The sequence below is a fragment of the Achromobacter marplatensis genome (genome assembly GCF_049060505.1).
In the GTDB taxonomy this organism is placed as follows: Bacteria; Pseudomonadota; Gammaproteobacteria; order Burkholderiales; family Burkholderiaceae_B; genus Achromobacter; species Achromobacter marplatensis_A.
On sequence record NZ_JBMGRB010000002.1, the window covers coordinates 24,338 to 43,973 of the forward strand.

Annotated in this window: 13 protein-coding genes; 9 read left to right on the top strand and 4 right to left on the bottom strand. The window is 67.9% G+C overall.

Going from position 1 to position 19,636, the window contains the following annotated elements; all coding sequences use genetic code 11:
• Positions 1–14 precede the first annotated feature (14 nt).
• On the bottom strand, positions 15–983 hold the full coding sequence (locus tag ACI0FO_RS04985) for a FecR family protein (RefSeq protein ID WP_416024612.1): 969 nt from the start codon (positions 981–983) through the stop codon (positions 15–17).
• Entirely contained in the window at positions 970–1,473 is a 504-nt protein-coding gene (locus ACI0FO_RS04990) for an RNA polymerase sigma factor (RefSeq protein WP_416024613.1), read from the bottom strand. Before ACI0FO_RS04990 ends, ACI0FO_RS04985 begins: the two co-directional genes overlap by 14 nt.
• Positions 1,474–1,772: 299 nt before the next feature.
• On the opposite strand from ACI0FO_RS04990, the gene ACI0FO_RS04995 reads away from it, so the two are divergent.
• Genes ACI0FO_RS04995 through ACI0FO_RS05015 form a run of 5 tightly spaced genes read left to right on the top strand, consistent with a single transcriptional unit; the run spans position 1,773 to position 6,649 of the window.
• Positions 1,773–2,540, top strand: a complete 768-nt coding sequence (locus tag ACI0FO_RS04995) for an endonuclease/exonuclease/phosphatase family protein (RefSeq protein WP_416024615.1) — start codon at positions 1,773–1,775, stop codon at positions 2,538–2,540.
• Positions 2,537–3,739 carry a cardiolipin synthase ClsB gene (gene clsB, locus ACI0FO_RS05000; RefSeq protein WP_416024617.1) on the top strand — a complete coding sequence of 401 codons (1,203 nt, stop codon included), beginning with the start codon at positions 2,537–2,539 and terminating at the stop codon, positions 3,737–3,739. The genes ACI0FO_RS04995 and clsB overlap by 4 nt, the downstream gene beginning before the upstream one ends.
• Positions 3,736–4,737, top strand: a complete 1,002-nt coding sequence (locus ACI0FO_RS05005) for a lysylphosphatidylglycerol synthase domain-containing protein (protein WP_416024619.1) — start codon at positions 3,736–3,738, stop codon at positions 4,735–4,737. The genes clsB and ACI0FO_RS05005 overlap by 4 nt, the downstream gene beginning before the upstream one ends.
• A 33-nt stretch (positions 4,738–4,770) precedes the next feature.
• On the top strand, positions 4,771–5,904 hold the full coding sequence (locus ACI0FO_RS05010) for a DUF3182 family protein (RefSeq protein WP_416024621.1): 1,134 nt from the start codon (positions 4,771–4,773) through the stop codon (positions 5,902–5,904).
• Positions 5,891–6,649, top strand: coding sequence for an alpha/beta hydrolase family protein (locus ACI0FO_RS05015; protein ID WP_416024622.1), 759 nt, complete (start codon positions 5,891–5,893; stop codon positions 6,647–6,649). The genes ACI0FO_RS05010 and ACI0FO_RS05015 overlap by 14 nt, the downstream gene beginning before the upstream one ends.
• A 34-nt stretch (positions 6,650–6,683) precedes the next feature.
• On the opposite strand, the gene ACI0FO_RS05020 is transcribed toward ACI0FO_RS05015, so the two are convergent.
• Complete coding sequence (locus ACI0FO_RS05020; RefSeq protein WP_105559161.1) at positions 6,684–7,082, bottom strand: PRC-barrel domain-containing protein; 399 nt, start codon at positions 7,080–7,082, stop codon at positions 6,684–6,686.
• 83 nt (positions 7,083–7,165) lie between these two features.
• Positions 7,166–8,935 (bottom strand): thiamine pyrophosphate-requiring protein, encoded by a 1,770-nt coding sequence (locus tag ACI0FO_RS05025; protein ID WP_416024624.1) that lies wholly within the window; start codon positions 8,933–8,935, stop codon positions 7,166–7,168.
• 252 nt (positions 8,936–9,187) lie between these two features.
• Between ACI0FO_RS05025 and glgA the strand changes: the two genes are divergently transcribed.
• The 4 genes from glgA to glgB are packed head-to-tail and all read left to right on the top strand — an operon-like array spanning position 9,188 to position 19,632.
• Positions 9,188–10,774: a glycogen synthase GlgA gene (gene glgA / locus ACI0FO_RS05030; RefSeq protein WP_416024625.1), complete on the top strand. Its 1,587-nt coding sequence runs from the start codon at positions 9,188–9,190 to the stop codon at positions 10,772–10,774.
• A gap of 15 nt (positions 10,775–10,789) precedes the next feature.
• Positions 10,790–14,050: an alpha-1,4-glucan--maltose-1-phosphate maltosyltransferase gene (locus ACI0FO_RS05035; protein WP_416024627.1), complete on the top strand. Its 3,261-nt coding sequence runs from the start codon at positions 10,790–10,792 to the stop codon at positions 14,048–14,050.
• A 21-nt stretch (positions 14,051–14,071) separates the two neighbouring features.
• Positions 14,072–17,428, top strand: coding sequence for a maltose alpha-D-glucosyltransferase (treS, locus tag ACI0FO_RS05040; RefSeq protein ID WP_416024628.1), 3,357 nt, complete (start codon positions 14,072–14,074; stop codon positions 17,426–17,428).
• Entirely contained in the window at positions 17,425–19,632 is a 2,208-nt protein-coding gene (gene glgB, locus ACI0FO_RS05045; protein WP_416024630.1) for a 1,4-alpha-glucan branching protein GlgB, read from the top strand. Before treS ends, glgB begins: the two co-directional genes overlap by 4 nt.
• Positions 19,633–19,636: the final 4 nt, after the last annotated feature.

The following is a 19,636-nucleotide window of genomic DNA, read 5'->3' on the forward strand; positions in this document are numbered from 1 at the left end:
CGTGGATCCCCGGCTTAGCGGGCCACGACTTCAGCCCGCCCGTCGGGCAATGTGCGCACCGTCACCGGCAGGATGTGCGGCAATGCGGTCAGGAAGGCGTCGGTGTCGTCGATGCGGAACACGCTGGTCAGGCGCAGGCCGGCCAGCCCCTTGCCGCCGCCCAGTACCACCGGCTGCGCGCGGTAGCGCGACACCTCGCGCACCGCGCTGGCCAGGTCGGTGTCGCTGAAGACGATCTGCCCCGCTCGCCAGGCCAGCGCCGATGCGACGGGCGCCGTCCGCGGCGGCTCGACCTTGCCCGACGCCGGGACCCGGGTGCCCAACCCCGGCGTGACCGACACCGCGCTGGCGGCATCATCTTGCCGCCCGGCCACCCGGACCGAACCGGATTCGACCAGCACGCGCACCTCGTCCGCGTCGCGGCGCACATCGAAGCGGGTTCCCGTCACGGTGGCCGTGGCCAGGCCGGCATCCACCACGAAAGGACGCCGGGCGTCCTTGTCGACCGAGAACAGCGCCTCGCCTTCCAGCAGTTCAACCTGCCTTGCGCTGGCGCCGAACCGCAGCTTCACATGGGTACGGCTATTCAATTCGGCGCTGGAACCGTCCGGCAATGCCACCACTCGCCGTTCTCCCGACGCCGTGCGGTATTCGGCGGTCTGCACGGCAAGCGGCTGCTGCCGCTGCCAGAACAGCACGCCCGCGCCCACCGCCAGCGCCGTCATGCCAAGCGCCAGCACCTGGCGCCGGCCGGACGACCGCGCGCGCCGGCGCGGCTCGGCCAAGGCACGCAGGCGGTCCGCCGGCACCTCGGAGGCGGCTTGCCAGATGGATTCCAGCACGCGGAATTCATAGCCGTGGCGGGGATCGGCGGCCAGCCAGGCCTGCCACTCGGCTTGGCCCGCAGCGTCCAGTTCCCCGGATCGTGTCCGGGCGAACCATTTGGCGGCTTGGGCGCGCGCGGCATCGCTAGCTGGGCGCATAAGCCCCCAGCCGTTCGCGCAGATGCAAGGCGGTGCGGATCATGTACTTTTCGACCATGTTCTTGCTAAGGCCCATGCGCTGGGCGATCTCGGCCTGCGTCAGGCCTTCCAGCCGTTGCCAGATGAAGACCTGGCGGCACTTGAGCGGCAATTCGGCCAGCGCCGTTTCCAGCGCCTGCCCCAGTTGCTGCGTGCGCGCCTGCGCCACGGGGTCGCCCAGCGTGCTGGGATGGGCCGCTATGGTATCAAGCGGCACCCACTCCTGCCCGCCTTCGCGGCGAAAGCTGTCGATCGCCGTATTGCGCGCCGCCTGGTGCAGGTAGGCACGCGGCTGTTCGACATGGGCGGAACCGGCCTCCAGGCATTTCACGAAGGCGTCATGGGTCAAGTCCTGGGCGGCGTCGCGGCACCCCAGCTTACGGGTCCAGACGGCGAGCAGTTCTTCGTAATAGGCAAGAAAGCCGTGTGGACGAGACCGTGAAGAGGGCATGGGGCGAATTCTTAGCGAAGCGGCATGATAATGCTTTTTATTACCGATTGCCACGTTCGCGCCGGGGAACGGCAAATCAGTGTGGTGCGCGACCTGCACGCGTAAAGACCGGCCCGCCGACGGCCACAGTGTTGCAATTCGTAAGGCAGCGGAAATTTCTGCCGGGCGTACCGGCTTTTCCGCACCATTGCGTACAAAAGCGGCGTCGGCATGGGGCAGCCGCCTCGCGCCAGCGACGCTGGCGCACCCCAGGCACGCTAATTGCGCCTGACCTTGGGTTTTCCGCCTACGGAGGGTCCATGCCCGCCCCGACCGACGATTCCCGTCGGGTGTTAACGGTGCTTACCGTCAACACCCATAAGGGATTCACAAGTTTCAACCGGCGCTTCATGCTGCACGACCTGCGCGCGGCCTTGCGCGGCGCCGCGCCCGATGTGGTGTTCCTGCAAGAGGTGCTGGGCGAACATCAGGCACACGCCGAACGCCACCCGTCCGCGTGGCCGGCATTGTCGCAATACGAATTTTTGGCCGATACGCTGTGGTCCGACTTCGCCTACGGGCGCAACGCCGTCTATCCCGCCGGGCATCATGGCAACGCGATCCTGTCGCGCTACCCGATCGACCGATACGAGAACCATGACGTCAGCGTGGGCGGGCACGAAGGCCGAGGCCTGCTCCACTGCGTGCTGCGCGTGCCCGGCAGCGCGCCAGTGCACGCGATCTGCGTGCATCTGGGTCTGCGGGAACGGCATCGCGGGCAACAATTGAACCGGCTTTGCGAACTGGTCGGGCGCGACGTGCCGGCCGGCGAGCCGCTGCTGATTGCCGGCGATTTCAATGACTGGCGGCTTACCGCCGACCGCCAGATGGCCCGTTGCGGCACGCAGGAGGTCTTCACCACGCGTTTGGGCCGCCCGGCGCGCACCTTCCCCGCGCGATGGCCGTGGTTGCGGCTGGACAGGATTTACGTGCGCAATGTGCGCGACTGGCGGCCGATGCCGCTGGCGTCCCGAGTGTGGTCACGGCTGTCGGATCACGTGCCCATTTCCGCGGAGATCGCGCTATGACGACCGTTGACCTGGGGTGGCGCGAAGGCAACCGCTACACGCTGCTGGAGAACGGCGAAGCCTACTTTCCCGCCGTGCGCCGCGCCATCGATTCCGCCACGCGCGAAGTGTTGGTCGAAACGTTCATCCTGTTCGACGACAAGGTGGGCCAGGCGCTGCAGCAGACGCTGATCGCGGCCGCCCGCCGCGGCGTCAGCGTGGATCTGCTGGTGGACGGATACGGGTCCGACGAACTGACGGACGAGTTCATCGGCGCCATGACCGAAAGCGGCGTGCGCTTCCATATTTTCGACCCCCGCCCCCGGCTGCTGGGCATCCGCACCAACGTGTTCCGGCGCATGCACCGCAAGACCGTGGCCGTGGACAGCCGGTGCGCCCTGGTGGGGGGCATCAATTTTTCGGCCGATCACCTGCCCGACTTCGGCCCCCAGGCCAAGCAGGACTACGCGGTGCAGGTGGACGGGCCGCTGGCGGCGGATATCGCCGACTACGCCCGCGCGGCCTTGAAGCGGAACGGGCCGCGCCGTTGGCGCCGCCCCCCCGCGGCATCGGTGCCCGACGGCGACGGCGGCGGCCGGCTGGTCGTGCGCGACAACCAGGCCCATACCACCGACATCGAACGCTATTACCGCGCCGGCCTGCGTTCGGCCAAACACGACGTGCTGATCGCCAACGCCTATTTCTTCCCCGGCTATCGCCTGCTGCGCGACCTGGTCAGCGCCGCGCGCCGCGGCGTGCGGGTGCGGCTGCTGCTTCAGGGCGAACCCGACGTGCTGATGGCGCGGCTGGCCGCCTCGATGCTGTACGACTATCTGATGAGCGCGGGCGTCGAGATCTTCGAGTATTGCAAGCGGCCGCTGCACGGCAAGGTAGCCTGCGTGGACGACGATTGGTGCACCGTGGGGTCCAGCAATCTCGACCCGTTGAGCTTGGCGCTGAACCTGGAGGCGAACGTCGTGGCCCGCGACTCGTCGCTTAACCGCGCACTGCGCGATAGCCTGGACCACCTGATCGAGCAGGACTGCAAGCCGGTGCCGCTGAGCCCCAGGCCCACGCGGGTGCTGCGGCGCTTCTGGGTGGGCGTGGTGGTGTTTCACTTCCTGCGGCGCTTTCCGGCGTGGGCGGGCGCGCTGCCGGCCCACAAGCCCACGCTTCAAACCATCAAACCCGCCACGCCCGGCGAAGGCGAGGCGGCATGAGAGTCTTTCGGACAACCTTCATGCGGTCGCTGCGCCACCGCTGGCCGCGCATCAAGAAGGTACTGCCCTGGCTGATCCTGGCCGTGGTGGCGGGGCTGCTCTTCTATTTCGGGCGCTCGGTCGATTGGCCGCAAGTGTGGCAAGCCATGCGCCGCATTCCCCGCGATGCCTTGTTGCTGGGAGGCGGCCTGACGGTCCTGGGCTACCTGAGTTATGGCGCGTTGGACTTGCTGGGCCGCCGCTACACCGGGCACAAGCTGCCGATGCCCACCGTGCTGGGCGTGGCGATGGTGAGCTATGCCCTGAACCTGAGCCTGGGCGTGCTGGTGGGCGGCCTGGGCGCGCGCCTGCGCCTGTATGCCCGAATGGGATGCCGCAAGGCCGTCGCCACCCGCGTCGCCCTGTTCGCGGCGGCCTCCAACTGGATCGGCTACGCCTGGGTGGCCGGCGCGGTGTTCGTCAGCGGCGCCATGCCCGTGCCCGAGGGCTGGGACGTGGGTAGCGGCGTGCTTCGGCTCATCGGCGCCGCCATGCTGGCGGCGGGCGCCGCCTACGTGTGGGCCTGTGCCCGCGCGCGCCGGCGATCAGTCACCTGGATCGGGCAACACGTCACGTTGCCGCGGGCGCGCATGGCGGTGCTGCAATGCCTGTTCGCCGGCCTGTCATGGATGTTCATGGGCGCCGTGGCGTATGTGCTGCTGCAAGGCAAAGCGCCCTATCCCGTGGTGTTGGGCATTTTGCTCAGCGCCAGCTTCGCGGCGGTGCTGACGCGCGTGCCGGGCGGCCTGGGCACGACGGAGGCGATCTTCGTCGCGGTGCTGGCGCCCAAACTGCCGTACTCCGAGGTGCTGGGCGCCGCCTTGGCGTACCGGGCCTGCTATGCGCTGGCGCCCATGTGCCTGGCCTTGGCCGCGTTCCCCTTGATGGAGGCCCGCATCGCGTGGCGCAAGCGCCATGCGCATGCCAGCGTGCCAGGCCACGGGAAGCCTTCCCTTTAGCGCCCGGGAACGCCGCTTGCTGCTATCGCGGCCATGACAAAACACCCGTCCCCTTCCGAGTCCGACCTGGTGGTCGCCTATCCGCGCCGCGCCAACGCGTCGGAACATGAGATCGCGTCCCAGGAAGCCCTGGCCTCGCGCTTGGCCGCTTTGCTGGGGCGCCGCTTCGAGCCGGATTACCGGCCCAGCCGCCATCGGGATGCGCCCCCGCCCTACTATGTGCCCGACCGGACAATCATTGGCGCCGTCCGCGCCGCGCGCTTGGGGATTACGCGCGCCGCCGACTTGTATGGCGGCGTCGCCCCGCATTCCTTCGTCGCGGGCAAGTCCATCACCCATGGTTTGCCGGACCCTCGCGCAAAGGCGCCGAAGGCTTGGGTTGCCGACCTGGCGGACGCATTGCGCGACGTGGTGCTGACGGGCTACACCGCCTTCACGCCTCAAGACGCGGAGACCGCCGGCATGCGGCTGCTGAAACGCGGGCGGCTGCGCATCAAACCGCCGGACGCCACGGCGGGGCGCGGCCAGGTGGTCGTGCGCAACGCGGCCGACTTGCACGCCGCCCTGGCGAACCAGTCCGTCATGGCCATGCGCAGGCTGGGACTGGTGCTAGAGGAAGATCTGGAAGACGTCGCCACCTACAGCGTGGGGTGGTCGCGGGTGGGCAAGATGGAAATCTCGTATGTCGGAACCCAATCCCTGACGCCGGACAACGCCGGCGTATCGGTCTACGGCGGCTCGGAGCTGCGGCTGGCGCGGGGCGGCTTTGACGCCCTGCGCGCGCTGGACCTTGAACCCAGGGAGCGCCAGGCGGTGGACCTGGCCTGCCGCTACGACACCGCCGTCTCCACCGCCTACCCTGAACTGTTCGCGTCGCGCCGCAATTACGACATCGCGTTTGGACGCGACGCTTCCGGGCAAGCGCGCGCCGGCGTCCTGGAGCAATCCTGGCGAGCGGGCGGCGCCAGCCTGGCCGAACTGGCGGCGATGCAGGCATTCGCCTTGTCGCCCTCTCTGACCACGGTGCGCGCTGCCACCCGCGAACGATACGGCCGCAACGAACCGCCACCGATTCCGCAACACCTGGTCTTCCATGGCGAGGACTCCGCCGTCGGCCATATCAGCAAATCGGGCGGGGTATTGGAGGATGCCGATGGCGGCGCATAGCGATCCCATCGCGCTATCGGTCGACGGCCAACTGCTCGACGGCACGTTCCTGACGCCGGAGGATAAGGTGCCCGGCGTGCTGTTCATTCACGGTTGGGGCGGCAGCCAGGAATTCGATTTGTCACGCGCAAAGGGAATCGCGGCGTTGGGCTGCGTGTGCCTGACCTTTGACCTGCGCGGCCACGCCGCCACCCGCCAGCAACAGTTGCAAGTGACGCGCGAAGACAATTTGCGCGACGCGATGGCGGCCTACGACCGTCTGGCCGCGCACCCGTCACTGGACTCGGGTTCCGTCGCGGTGGTGGGCAGCAGTTATGGCGGCTATCTGGCCGCGCTGCTGAGCGGCCTGCGGCGCGTGCGCTGGCTGGCGCTGCATGTGCCCGCCCTGTATCGGGACGACGAATGGCTACTGCCCAAGAACCAGCTGAACCGCGACGTGTTGCGCGCCTACCGCAACAGTTACGTGGCGCCGGAGTCGAACCGCGCCTTGAAAGCCTGCGCCGAATTTTCTGGCGACGTGCTGATCGTGGAGGCAGAACACGACACCTTCATCCCGCACTCCACCATCATGAGCTACCGCTCGGCATTCCGGCGGTCGCATTCGCTGACCCACCGCATCATTGACGGCGCCGACCACGCCCTGACGGAAAAATCCTCGCAGCGGGCCTATACGTCGATTCTGGTCAACTGGGTGACGGAAATGGTGACCGGCGCGCGGATGGGAGATCCGCGGCCGGCGCCTTGAGGCAAACCCGGGCCCTGCGGCCCGGCGCCGCGGCTTACCAATAGATGTCTTGCTTGTAATAAGTATGCAGGCTGCGCGCCCACGTCTCGTCCGCCATGCTGGGCCAGTTGTCCTTATCGAAGCCCGGCGCGTTCTTCAGCGTTTCCTTGTCGACGTTCAACACGAAGCACTTGCGGTCCGTGTCCAGTGTCAACGCGCCCCAGGGGATGGCGAACAGCTTGTCGCCGATGCCCAGCACGCCGCCGCGCGACAGCACGGCATACGCGACGCGGCCACGCGGCACATCGATCATGATGTCCTTGATCGACCCCAACTCCTCGCCGGCGGAGTTGTACACATCATTACCTTCCAGCGTGTCCGCCGCCATGACCTGGGGCCCCGGGCCGCTCGGGTCGCTCTTGGGGCCGCCCACGATGTTGGTTTGAGTTTCCATGGTCTATCTCCTTTGCCGGGCTTGCGCCCGCGTTGTTGTGGCAGGAATCCATTCCTCCGCAAGTGCCGTGCCGCAACCGCCGGTCAGCTTGCCCACCACTGCTTGATCGTGGCGCGCAGCGCTGCAGCGCCCGTGGCGGCGCCCTCCTTGCGCAGCGCGGTCATGTAAGCGCCGACCTGTTTCAACGAGATATGCGGCGGCATCGGCGGCACTTCCGGGTCGGTAACCATTTCCAGCACCGCCGGCCGGCCGGCGGCGAGTGCCCGGTCCCATGCGGGGCCGACGTCGTCCGGCTCGGTCACCCGGATGCCCTCCAGGCCCAGCATGCGGCCGTACTCGGCATAGGAAAACGGCGGCAGCCATTGCGAGTCGGCAAAACGGGGGTCGCCGCCCATGACGCGCTGCTCCCACGTCACCAGGTTCAAATCGCCGTTATTCAGCACCAGCACCACCAACGTGGGGTTCGACCAGTCTTTCCAACGATGTGCAATCGTGATCAGTTCATTGATCCCCAGCATCTGCATCGCGCCATCGCCCACCAGCGCGACCACCGGCCGGCCGGGATGCGCCAGCTTGGCCGCCAGCGCGTAAGGCACCCCGCAACCCATGCTGGCCAGGCCGCCCGACACCGACCCCATCATGCCTTCGCGCAGTTGCACGTCGCGGGCATACCAGTTGGCGGCCGTTCCGGAATCGCAGGTGACGATGCTCTGCGCCGGCAGCCGCCGCGACAATTCCAGGAACGGACGCTGGGGATTAATACCATTGGCCTGCACCATGGCGCGCGCCGTCACCGTCTCGCGCCAGCGCGCCACGCGCTTTTCGATGCCCTTGCGCCAACGGTCCGAGCCCTTGGGTTCCAGCCGGGGCAACAACGCCTGCAAGGTCAGGCGCGCATCGCCGACCAGCCCGGCTTCGACCGGATAGCGCAGGCTGAGCTTGCGGCCATCGACGTCGATCTGGACCGCCCTGGCTTGCCCCTCTTTGGGCAGGAATTCCGCATAGGGAAACGAGGTCCCGACCATCAGCAACGTGTCGCATTCATTCATCATTTCCCAACTGGGCTGCGTGCCCAGCAGGCCGATGGCGCCCGTCACGTAAGGCAGTTCGTCCGGCACCACCGCCTTGCCCAGCAGGGCCTTGGCCACGCCTGCCCCCAACCGGTCGGCTACCGCCTGGACCGCTTCGCCGGCCTCTAGCGCGCCCGCGCCCACCAACATCGCCACGCGCTCGCCCCGGTTCAGGATCGCCGCGGCATTGTCCAGCGCCGCCTCTGGCGGCACGGCGGCGTGCGACGTCAGCCCGATGCCGGAATGCACCGTGCCATGCTCGCGGGGCGGCGCCTCCACGGCTTCCAGGTCCTGCACGTCGTTCGGAAAGATCAGGCAGGTCACGCCGCGCCGCTCCATCGCGATGCGCATGGCGCGGTCCACCATGTGGCGCACCTGCAGGGGCGACGTCACCATGTGCACGAAGTCGTGCGCCACGTCCTTGAACAAGTTCACCAAGTCCACTTCCTGCTGATAGTCGCCGCCTAGCGCGCTGCGCGCCTGTTGACCGACGATCGCCACCACGGGCTGATGGTCCAGCTTCGCGTCATATAAGCCGTTGAGCAAGTGGATGGCCCCGGGGCCCGACGTCGCCAGGCACACGCCGACCTGTCCCGTGAACTTGGCGTGGGCGCAAGCCATGAACGCCGCGCCTTCCTCGTGGCGTGTCTGGACGAACTCCAGTTCCTTGTTTTTCCCGAACGCGCCGATCAACCCGTTGATCCCGTCGCCGGGATAGCCGAACACGCGTTGCACGCCCCATTCGCCCAACCGGGCGAGCACAAAATCGGAAACGGTTTTCAAGTTGACGCTCCTTGCCATGGTTCTTCGGAACCCGAGGGCGCCGCAATCGCCATGCCCGGCGGCGGTGTTTCCGGGGGAAATGGTGCGCCGCTCCCAGTTTTACAAAAGTCAGCAACAACGACACCCGAGGCCCCCGCCCCGGGTGGCGCGCCATCGTGGCGTCGACGCGGGCACGCCTCTTGCGCATTGAAAGGCTTACGGAATCGGGCCCCCTTTTTCAGCGGCCCTCCGACTCTCCCCGGAGCAACAAGCATGGCGACGACGACAATACTCATAGTGGCTGCCGAAGCATTCCCCCTTGCCAAGACCGGCGGGCTTGGGGACGCCATTACCGGCATGGCGCGGGCGCTGTCCGAACGCGGCATCGCCGCGACCATCCTGCTGCCCGCCTACCGCGGCGTGACGCGCCGCCTGGCAGGCGCGCGTGAGGTGGCCCGGCTGGAAGACCTGCCCGGCGGCGACGCCCGGCTGCTGGCGGGCGTGTGCCCTGCCTCCGAGCTGTCCTTCCTGCTGCTGGAGAACGACGCGCTTTATGACCGCGCCGGCCTGTACATGAACGACGACGGCCAGGAGCACGCGGATAACGGCCTGCGGTACGCCGCGTTGTGCCATGCCGCGGTGCGGATCGCACAAGGCGTGCCCGGCTTGCCGCGCCCCACGGTGGTGCATGCGCATGACTGGCACGCGGCGCTCACGCCGCTGCTGTTGCGCGAAGCCGGCGTCCACGATGTGAAAAGCGTGCTGACGATCCACAACCTGGCGTTCCAAGGGCAGTTCCCGCTTGACGACGCCCCGGCCCTGGGCATTCCGCCCGCGTGCCGGAGCGAAGACGCGATGATCGCCTGGGACAAGCTGAACTTCATGAAGGCGGGCATCCGCAACGCCGACCGCCTGACGACCGTCAGCCGCACCTATGCCCGCGAAATCCTGACCCCGGCTTTCGGCTGCGGGCTGGATGGCCTGCTGCGCGAGCGCGCCGCGGACTTGCTGGCGATCCCCAACGGCATCGACACCGCCCTTTGGGATCCCGCGCGCGATCCGCAACTGGGGCCGTTGCGCTACCACGCCGGCGACCTGGCGAACAAGCGCCTGTGCAAGACAGTCCTGCAGCGCGAGTTCGACCTGCTGCCGGATGCCCAGGCCACGCTGGTGGTGCTGGGCAGCCGCTTGACCGAACAGAAAATGGCGGACGTCGCGGCTGAAGCCCTGCCCCGCGTGCTGGACGCCCATCCCGACATGCAGGTGGCCATCTTGGGCCAGGGCGATCGGCGCCTGGAAAATGCGCTGATGTCGCTGGCGGCGCGATACCCCAAGCGCTGCGCCACGCGCATCGGCTACAACGAGACGGGCGCGCACCGGCTGCATGCGGGCGGCGACATCCTGCTGCATGGCAGCCGCTTCGAGCCCTTCGGGCTCACCCCGCTTTACGCCATGCGGTACGGCACGGTGCCCGTCGGGTCGCGCGTCGGCGGCATGGCCGACACCATTGAAGACCCGGGCGCCGACGCGCCCCTTACCGCCATGGCGTTCGCCAACGGCCTGCTATTCGACGGCGACAGCCCGGACGCCATGGCCGGCGCGTTATCCCGCGCGATGCACCTGCGCCAACACCCGACCCTGTGGCGGGCGATGCAACGCAACGCCATGACCCGGGATTTCAGCTGGCAGCGCGCGGTCGGCCCGTATGAACAGCTTATCCACGCGCTGGCGGGAGATTCCACCGTCGAAGACGCCGTCGCAGCGTCCGCGCCGGCCCAGGCATCCCAAGCAGCCCAAGCATCCCAGGCAGGACATCGGCGGACACGGCAGGCGCGCGGTTCCATGCCGATGCCCCTATAAGCGAGGCCCATCCGCATGACTGCCAACGTCCCCCTTGCTCCGGCCCCGCCCACCCCGCTGCGCATCTGCCATGCGCCTCGCGGCTTTCCTAACGGCGCGCCGGTGGAAGGCGGCGCCGAGCGGGACACCCGGCTCTCGCGCATTCACGAGGCGGGCTTCGATGCCGTACTGATCCCGCCGCCCTGGCTGCGGCCCGCCAACGCCCCGTCGCTGGCGCCCATCGACGCCGACCTGAGCCTGGAGGCGAACCAGACAGCACCGATCACGGACACGCTGGCTGGGCTGGTGCAGGCCGCGGCGAAGCGCAAGCTGGCGTTGTGGGTCCGCGTGAGGTTCGACCGCGTATCGGTAGATGCCAGCGCTGGCACCGCGCCGCCGGGCTGGTACCGCGCCCATCCGGAAGAACCGGCGCGGGATCCCCGTCTGCCCGTCAGCGACTGGGGGCTGATGGCGCTGAACGACGGTCCCCCCGACGGCTTCGCGGCATCTTGGGGCGCGCGCCTTGCGCGTTGGGCCGACGCTGGCGTGTCAGGTTTCTTGTTCGAGGCGCCGCAGTGCTTGCCTGCCGCTGCGTGGCAGGCTCTGTTGGCGCCATTGCAGCGGCGCGACGCCCCTGTCGCTTGCCTGGCCTGGACGCCCGGCATGAGCCCGCCGCAAATAGAGGCGTTGCGCGGCGCGGGCTTCGACGGCGTGTTCTCGTCGTTAGCCTGGTGGGACTACAAGTCGGGTTGGCTGGCGGAAGAGGCCTCGCGGCTGGAAAAAGTGGCCCCGGTTCTGGCCAGCGTCTTGCCGTTGGACGACGTGGCTTTTACGGACCGACCGCCGGCCGACCACCGCCGGGCCTGGGCGGCCGCCTTCACCGCCAATGGCTGGCTGGCGGACGAAGCGGACATCGATCCGTCCGGCCCGGCGCGGCAGATCAACCATTGGCTGGGCGCACTGCCGTTGCAGACGGGCAGGCCCCATGTGCTAAGCGGCCGCGACGGCCGCGCGACACTGATCCTGCGCGAGGCAACGGAAGGCGCCACCGCGATCCTTGCCTTGAATCCCGCTGATTCGGCGTTGGCCCGGATCGATTGGGATGCCGTGGCCTCGTGCTTGCCGCCGGGCGATATCGTGCCGCATCCGGACGCCGCAACGCCGATGCCGGACGGCGATGCCCTTGCCCCCGCCAGCTGCGCGGTGATGGCGGTCACGCCGACGCCCCCTGTCCGCGAAGCCTCCCGGCACCCCGGCCCCCGCACCGAAGGGGGCGCCGGTTTGCGCATCGCCATCGAAAGCGTCTCGCCTGCCGTGGACGATGGCGCGCACCCGGTCAAATGCGTCGTGCACGAACGGGTGACCGTCCAGGCCGATCTGGTGATGGACGGTCACGACCGTATCGCCGCCGAATTGCGGTGGCGCGCGGCCGACGAACCGGACTGGCGCCGCGTGCCGCTGCAACTGATCGCCAACGACCGCTGGCAAGCCAGCTTTCGCCCGCGCCGCATCGGGCCGCATGAGTTCCAGGTCGCGGCGTGGTTCGACGCCTGGGAAACGTTCCGCCACGACCTCGAAGTCAAGCATCGGGCCGGCCGCGCATTGGGGCTGGAAATCGCCGAGGGCCTGCAACTGCTGCGCGAGGCCGACAGGCGCGCCAGCCGCCTCCCCACCGCAAGCGACGACGCAGCTGAGATCAAGCGCGCGCTGAAGGCCCTGCCGGACGTTCCCGCCGATGTCGCGCCCACCGACGAGCAGGTCGCCCTGTTGCTGGGCGCCGGGCTGGCGCACGCCATGCGCGAACTGGACGCGCATCCCTTTGAATCCGTGACGGCCACCCGCTATCCGGTCTGGGTCGACCGTGCGCAAGCGGCCCACGGCGCGTGGTATGAACTGTTCCCTCGTTCGCAAGCGCGTGAACCCGGCCGCCACGGCACCTTCGACGACGTGATCGCTCGGCTGCCCGACATTCGGGAAATGGGGTTCGACGTGCTGTACATGCCGCCCATCCATCCCATCGGGCGACGCAACCGGAAAGGCCGCAACAATAGCCTGACCGCAGGCCCGGACGATGTCGGCAGCCCCTACGCCATCGGCGCGGCCGAAGGCGGCCACGACGCCATCGACCCCAAGCTGGGCACGCTTTCGGACTTTCTGCGGTTGGTCCAGGCCGCGCATGGCCACGGCATGGAAGTGGCGCTGGATTTCGCCATCCAGTGTTCGCCCGATCACCCCTGGCTACAGGCGCACCCCGACTGGTTTTCATGGCGCCCGGATGGATCGCTGCGCTATGCCGAGAACCCGCCGAAGAAGTATGAAGACATCGTGAATGTCTCGTTCTACGGCGCGCCGCCGCGTCGCACCCGCAAGCTTGCGTTGTGGCGTGCGCTGCGCGACGTGGTGCTGTTCTGGGTCGACCATGGCGTGCGCATTTTCCGGGTGGACAACCCGCACACCAAGCCGCTGCCGTTCTGGCAATGGCTGATCGCCGAGGTGCACGGCCAGCATCCGGACGTGCTGTTTCTGTCTGAAGCGTTTACCCGTCCCAAGATGATGTATCGGCTGGCCAAAGTGGGGTTTACGCAGTCCTACACCTACTTCACGTGGCGCAACGACAAGGCCGAACTGCAGGCGTACCTGGAAGAGGTCTCGCGGCCGCCGCCGGCCGATTTCTTCCGTCCGCATTTCTTCGTCAACACACCCGACATCAACCCGCTGTTCCTGCAGACGTCGGGCCGCGCGGGCTTCTTGATCCGCGCGGCGCTGGCCGCGATGGGCGCCGGCCTGTGGGGCATCTATAGCGGATTCGAGTTGTGCGAGGCCGCCGCCGTGCCCGGCAAGGAGGAATACCTGGATTCCGAGAAATACGAGCTGCGTCCGCGCGACTGGCGCCAGGCCGGCAACATCCGCGCCGAGATCGCCCGCCTGAACCAGATCCGCCGCGCCAACCCTGCCTTACAGACCCACCGCGGACTGACCGCGGTTGCAAGCGGCAATGATCGCGTGCTGGCCTTCTTGAAGGCCACGCCCGGTTTGGGCAATGTCGTGCTGACGGTGGTCAGCCTGGATCCGTTCAATCCGCAGACCGCCTACGTGGAGCCGCCGTTATGGCGATTCGCGGAAATGGGCGTGGACGTCGGCGCGGCGCAGGCCGGCGCGGTGCAAACCGGCGCGGCGCAGTTGACGGCCGAAGACCTGCTGACGGACAGCCGCGACACCTGGCACGGCGCGACGCGTGCCGTGGCGCTGTCGCCCGACCAACCTTATCGCGTCTGGCGCTTGTCGCTGCATGGCTGACGCCGCCCGGAGCCCAACACCATGATCAGTGAAATCCAGCCCCTCAAGGACGACGGCCTTTGGTACAAGGACGCAGTCATCTACCAGTTGCATGTGAAGTCGTTCTTCGACTCGAATGACGACGGGGTAGGCGACGTGCCCGGCCTCATCATGAAGCTGGACTACATCGCCAGCCTGGGCGTGAACACGATCTGGCTGCTGCCGTTCTACCCATCGCCCCGGCGCGACGACGGCTACGACATCGCCGATTACCGGGGCGTGCATCCCGATTACGGCACCGTGGCCGATGTGCGCAAGCTGATCCGCGAGGCGCACGCCCGGGGCCTGCGCGTGATCACCGAACTGGTCGTGAACCATACCTCGGACCAGCATCGCTGGTTTCAGCGTGCCCGCACATCGCGTCCGGGTTCGGCGGCGCGCAACTTTTATGTCTGGTCGGACAACGACAAAGCCTACGCCGGCACCCGCATCATCTTCTGTGACACCGAAAAATCCAATTGGACCTGGGACCCCGAGGCCCAGGCGTATTTCTGGCACCGGTTCTATTCGCATCAACCCGACCTGAACTACGACAATCCGCAGGTCCTGAAGGAAGTGCTGTCCGTCATGCGCCACTGGCTGGACATGGGCGTGGACGGACTACGGCTGGATGCGGTGCCGTATCTGGTGGAACGCGAGGGCACCAACAACGAAAACCTGCCCGAGACGCACCAGGTGCTCAAGCAGATACGCGCCGTGATCGACGCCGAATACCCGGGCCGCCTGCTGCTGGCCGAGGCCAACCAATGGCCAGAGGACGCGCAGGAATATTTCGGCGCCGGCGACGAATGCCATATGTCGTTCCATTTCCCGCTGATGCCGCGTATGTACATGGCGATTGCGCAAGAAGACCGCTTCCCCATCACCGACATCATCCGCCAGACGCCCGACATCCCCGCCACCTGCCAATGGGCCATCTTCCTGCGCAACCACGACGAGTTGACTCTGGAAATGGTGACCAGCCGCGAACGCGACTACCTTTGGAGCGTGTACGCCGCCGACCCGCGCGCGCGCATCAATCTGGGCATCCGCCGCCGGCTGGCCCCCTTGCTGGAACGCGACCGCCGCCGGGTGGAACTGATGAACAGCCTGTTGCTGTCGATGCCCGGCACGCCAGTGCTGTACTACGGCGACGAACTGGGCATGGGCGACAACGTGCATCTGGGCGATCGCGACGGCGTGCGCACGCCGATGCAATGGTCGCCCGACCGCAACGGCGGCTTTTCCCGGGCCGATCCCGAACGCCTGCCGCTGCCGGTGCTGATGGGGCCGCTGTACGGCTACGAGGCCGTCAACGTGGAAGCGCAGCAGCGGGATCCGCATTCGCTGCTGAACTGGACGCGCCGCATGCTGGCGCAGCGCCGCCAGACGCACGCTTTCGGTCGGGGGACGCTGCGCTTCATCCTGGCCGGCAACCGCAAGATCCTGGCCTACCTGCGCCAGTGGAACGACACGATCATCCTGTGCGTGGCGAACCTGTCGAACGCCGCGCAACCGGTGGAATTGCCGTTGCAGGCCTTCAATGGCCGCGTGCCGGTGGAAATGCTGGGCGGCACGCCTTTCCCGGCCATCGGCGAACTGCCCTATCTACTGACGCTGCCGCCGTATGGCTTCTACTGGATGGACCTGAGCGCCGACGCCGCCCCGCCCGGCTGGCATGCCAGCGGCCCGGCGCAGATGCCTGAACTGACCACGCTGGTGCTGAAATCGCGCGGCGGCGCCGCGTTGACCGACGCCTCGCGCGCCACGCTGGAAAATGAAGTGCTGCCGGAATACCTGGCGCGCCAGCGCTGGTTTCCCGGCACGCACGCGCCAGCCCGCGTGCGGCTGGCCTATGCCACGCCCTTTAACGCGGCGGGCGGCGAGTACTACTGGGCCGAAGTGCAGCCTGAAGACGGCGTCGAAGGCTGGCGCGCCCAGGCTCCGTTCGTGCTGGTGTGGGACGAAACGGCGCAGGTGCAATACCCCATCGCGCGCGTGCGCCGGGGCGCCGAAGTCGGCACGCTTGCCGATGCCTTCCTGCAACCGGGCTTCGTGCTGGGCGTGATCGACGCCTTGCGCGCCGGGCGCGAGCTGGACGGCCGCGACGGCGGCAAGCCGGGCGACAAGCCCGGCGTCATCCGCTATCTGCCGGAACCGGGCCTGACCGCGCTGGACCTTGGCGACGACCCCGCGCTGCAATGGATCAGCGGCGAACAATCCAACAGTTCGGTCATCCTTGGGGGGCAGGCGATCCTGAAGCTGATCCGTAACGTGCAGCCTGGCGTGTCGGCCGAAGTGGAAATGACCCGTCATCTGACTCGCGCCGGCTACGCCAACATTCCCGCGCTGCTGGGCGAAGTGCAGCGCGTGGACGCCGACGGCGTGCCGCACACGCTGGCCGTGCTGCACGCCTTCGTTACCAACGAGGGCGACGCCTGGACCTGGACGCTGGACTACCTGAAGCGCACGCTGGGCGCCGCGCTGTTGGGCGGAGACAGCCCCGAGGAATTCGAAGCCAGCCTGGAAGGCTACGCCGTCATGGCGGCCACGATCGGACGCCGGCTGGCCGAACTGCACAACGCCTTGGCGCAACCGTCCGACGATGCCGCCTTCGCGCCGCGCACGGCCACCCCCGAAGACGCCGACGCGCACGCCGCGCGGGTTATCGCCCAGCTGGATCGCGCGGCCGAAGACCTGCGCGCGGTGCTGCACACCCTGGAAGCCCCTTCGCGCGCCTGCGCGCAATGGTTCTTCGAGCACCGCGCCCGCCTGACCCAACAGGTCAGCGCCATGGCGCAGGCGTTGACCGGCGCGCCGCTGACCCGCGTGCATGGCGACTTCCATCTGGGGCAAGTGCTGGTGGCCCAAACCGACGCCTACCTGATCGATTTTGAAGGCGAACCGATCCAGTCCCTGCAAGCGCGACGGCAGGCGGCCAGCCCCTACAAAGACGTGGCCGGCATGTTGCGTTCGTTCGATTACGCCGCCGCGTCCATCGCGCGCGGGGATCCCCTGGGCGGCGCGCCCACGGACGCCAATGCCGGCCCCGCCGATTCGGCCGCCGCGCCGGGCGCCCCGGTGGAACTGCGCGACACCTTGCTTGCGCGGTTCGGGTCGCGGGCCGCCGAGGCGTTCCTGCAGGGGTATGCCGAAGCCGCCAGCACGGCCGTGGCGCGGCCCGCCACGCAGGAAGAACCGTTGCTGAAGTTGGCGCTGCTGGAAAAAGCCGCTTACGAGGTCAGCTATGAGGCCGCCCATCGTCCCGACTGGATCTCGATCCCGCTGTGCGCCCTGACCGAGCTGGCCCGAGAGCAGTTGCAGGCCGCCGCGATCAGCACCGAGGAAAAATCCCAATGAACCGCCGCCCCACCGCCCCCCCGCCGCCCCGCGCCACGCCCGCCGGCCAGGTGGACGCCGACACGCTCGCCGCCCTGGCCGCAGGTCGGCATGCCGACCCGTTTGCGGTGCTGGGGCCCCACGACGGCATGGTCCGCGCGCTGCTGCCAGGCGCCCATGCCGTGTCGGTCATCGACCAAGACGGCCAGCGCACCGCTCTGCATGAACAGGCGCACGGCCTGTATACCGGCGCGGCGCCCGGCGCCCACCCGGGCCAACCCGGCTCGTACCGGCTGGCAATCCAATGGCCGGACGCCGAACAGATCACGCCCGACGCCTATGCCTTTGGCCCGGTACTGTCGCCGCAGGACCTGGAGGCGCTGGCGGCTGGCGATTGGCGCCCCGCGCTGGAATTGCTGGGGGCCCGGCTGACCGATATGGACGGCATCCACGGGCTGCGCTGCGCGGTGTGGGCGCCCAATGCGCGGCGGGTGGCCGTGGTGGGCGACTTCAACAGTTGGGACGGCCGGCGCCACCCCATGCGGCTGCGCCACGCGGCCGGTGTCTGGGAATTGTTCATCCCCGGGGTTGCGGCCGGCGACCGTTATAAGTTCGCGATCACCGGCGCCGATGGCGCCATCATCCAGAAAGCCGACCCCATGGCGCGCCGCGCCCAGGCGGCCCCCGCCACGGCCTCCGTCGTGGACAACCCTTCTCCCTACCCCTGGACGGACGACGCATGGATGCAATCCCGCGCCGGGCGCCAAGCGCGCCACGCCCCCATTTCCATCTACGAGGTCCACGCAGGCTCCTGGCTCGCGCCCGATGGCGACCGCTGCGTCTGGGACCAGCTTGCCGACAAGCTGCCCGCCTACGCGCACGCCTTGGGGTTCTCGCATGTCGAATTGATGCCGATCATGGAATACCCATTCGGCGGATCCTGGGGCTACCAGCCCCTTGGCCTGTTCGCCCCTTCCGCGCGCTTTGGTCCGCCCGACGCTTTCGCCCGCTTCATCGATCGATGCCACGCGGCCGGCATCGGCGTCATCCTGGATTGGGTACCCGCGCATTTTCCCGATGACGTCCATGGCCTGGCCCGTTTCGACGGCACGCCGCTGTATGAATACGCCGACCCGCGCGAAGGCTATCACCCCGACTGGAACACGCTGGTCTACAACCTGGGCCGCACGGAAGTCAAAGCGTTCATGATCGCCAGCGCCATCCATTGGCTACGGCACTTTCACATTGACGGCCTGCGCGTGGATGCCGTGGCGTCGATGCTTTACCGCGACTACAGCCGCCAACCCGGCGAATGGATCCCGAACCGGCACGGCGGCCGCGAGAACCTGGAGGCGGTCGAATTCCTGCGGGCGCTGAACGCCACCGTGCGCGAGCAGACGCCCGACGCCATCGTCGTGGCCGAGGAATCGACCGCCTGGCCCGGCGTGACGGCCCCGGTGGCCGAAGGGGGCCTGGGCTTCCACTACAAATGGAACATGGGCTGGATGCACGACACGCTGCGCTATATGCACGAAGACCCCGTGTACCGCAAATACCACCACCACGACATCACCTTCGGCATGGCTTATGCCTATTCCGAACGCTTCATCCTGCCCCTGTCGCATGACGAAGTCGTCCACGGCAAGGGTTCCCTGTTGAACAAAATGCCGGGCGACCGCGCGGCCAAACTGGCGAACCTGCGCGCCTATCTGGGTTTCATGTGGGCGCATCCGGGCAAGAAACTGCTGTTCATGGGGGGCGAGCTTGCCTGCCCGGCCGAATGGAATCATGACGCCACCCTGGAATGGACGTTGTTGGACGACGCCGGCCACAAGGGCGTGCAGCGCCTGGTGGCCGACCTGAACCGCCTCTATCGCGATACGCCCGCCCTGCACGAACTTGACGCCGAACCGGCAGGGTTCGCGTGGGTGGTGATGGACGACGCCGACAACAGCGTGGCCGCGTTCCTGCGCCATGGCCGCACATCACTGGTGTTGGCCGTGTCGAATTTCACGCCTGTCGCGCGGCATGGCTACCGGGTCGGCGTGCCCGTGGCGGGACGATGGATCGAAACACTGAACACCGACGCCGGCTGCTATGGCGGCTCGGGCCAGGGCAATCAGGGCGCGGCGTTCACGGTGGCCGAGCCCTCGCACGGCCACGCGCAATCCCTGCCTTTGACGCTGCCGCCCTTGGCGACCCTATTCTTCACGCTGGAAGGCTGACTCC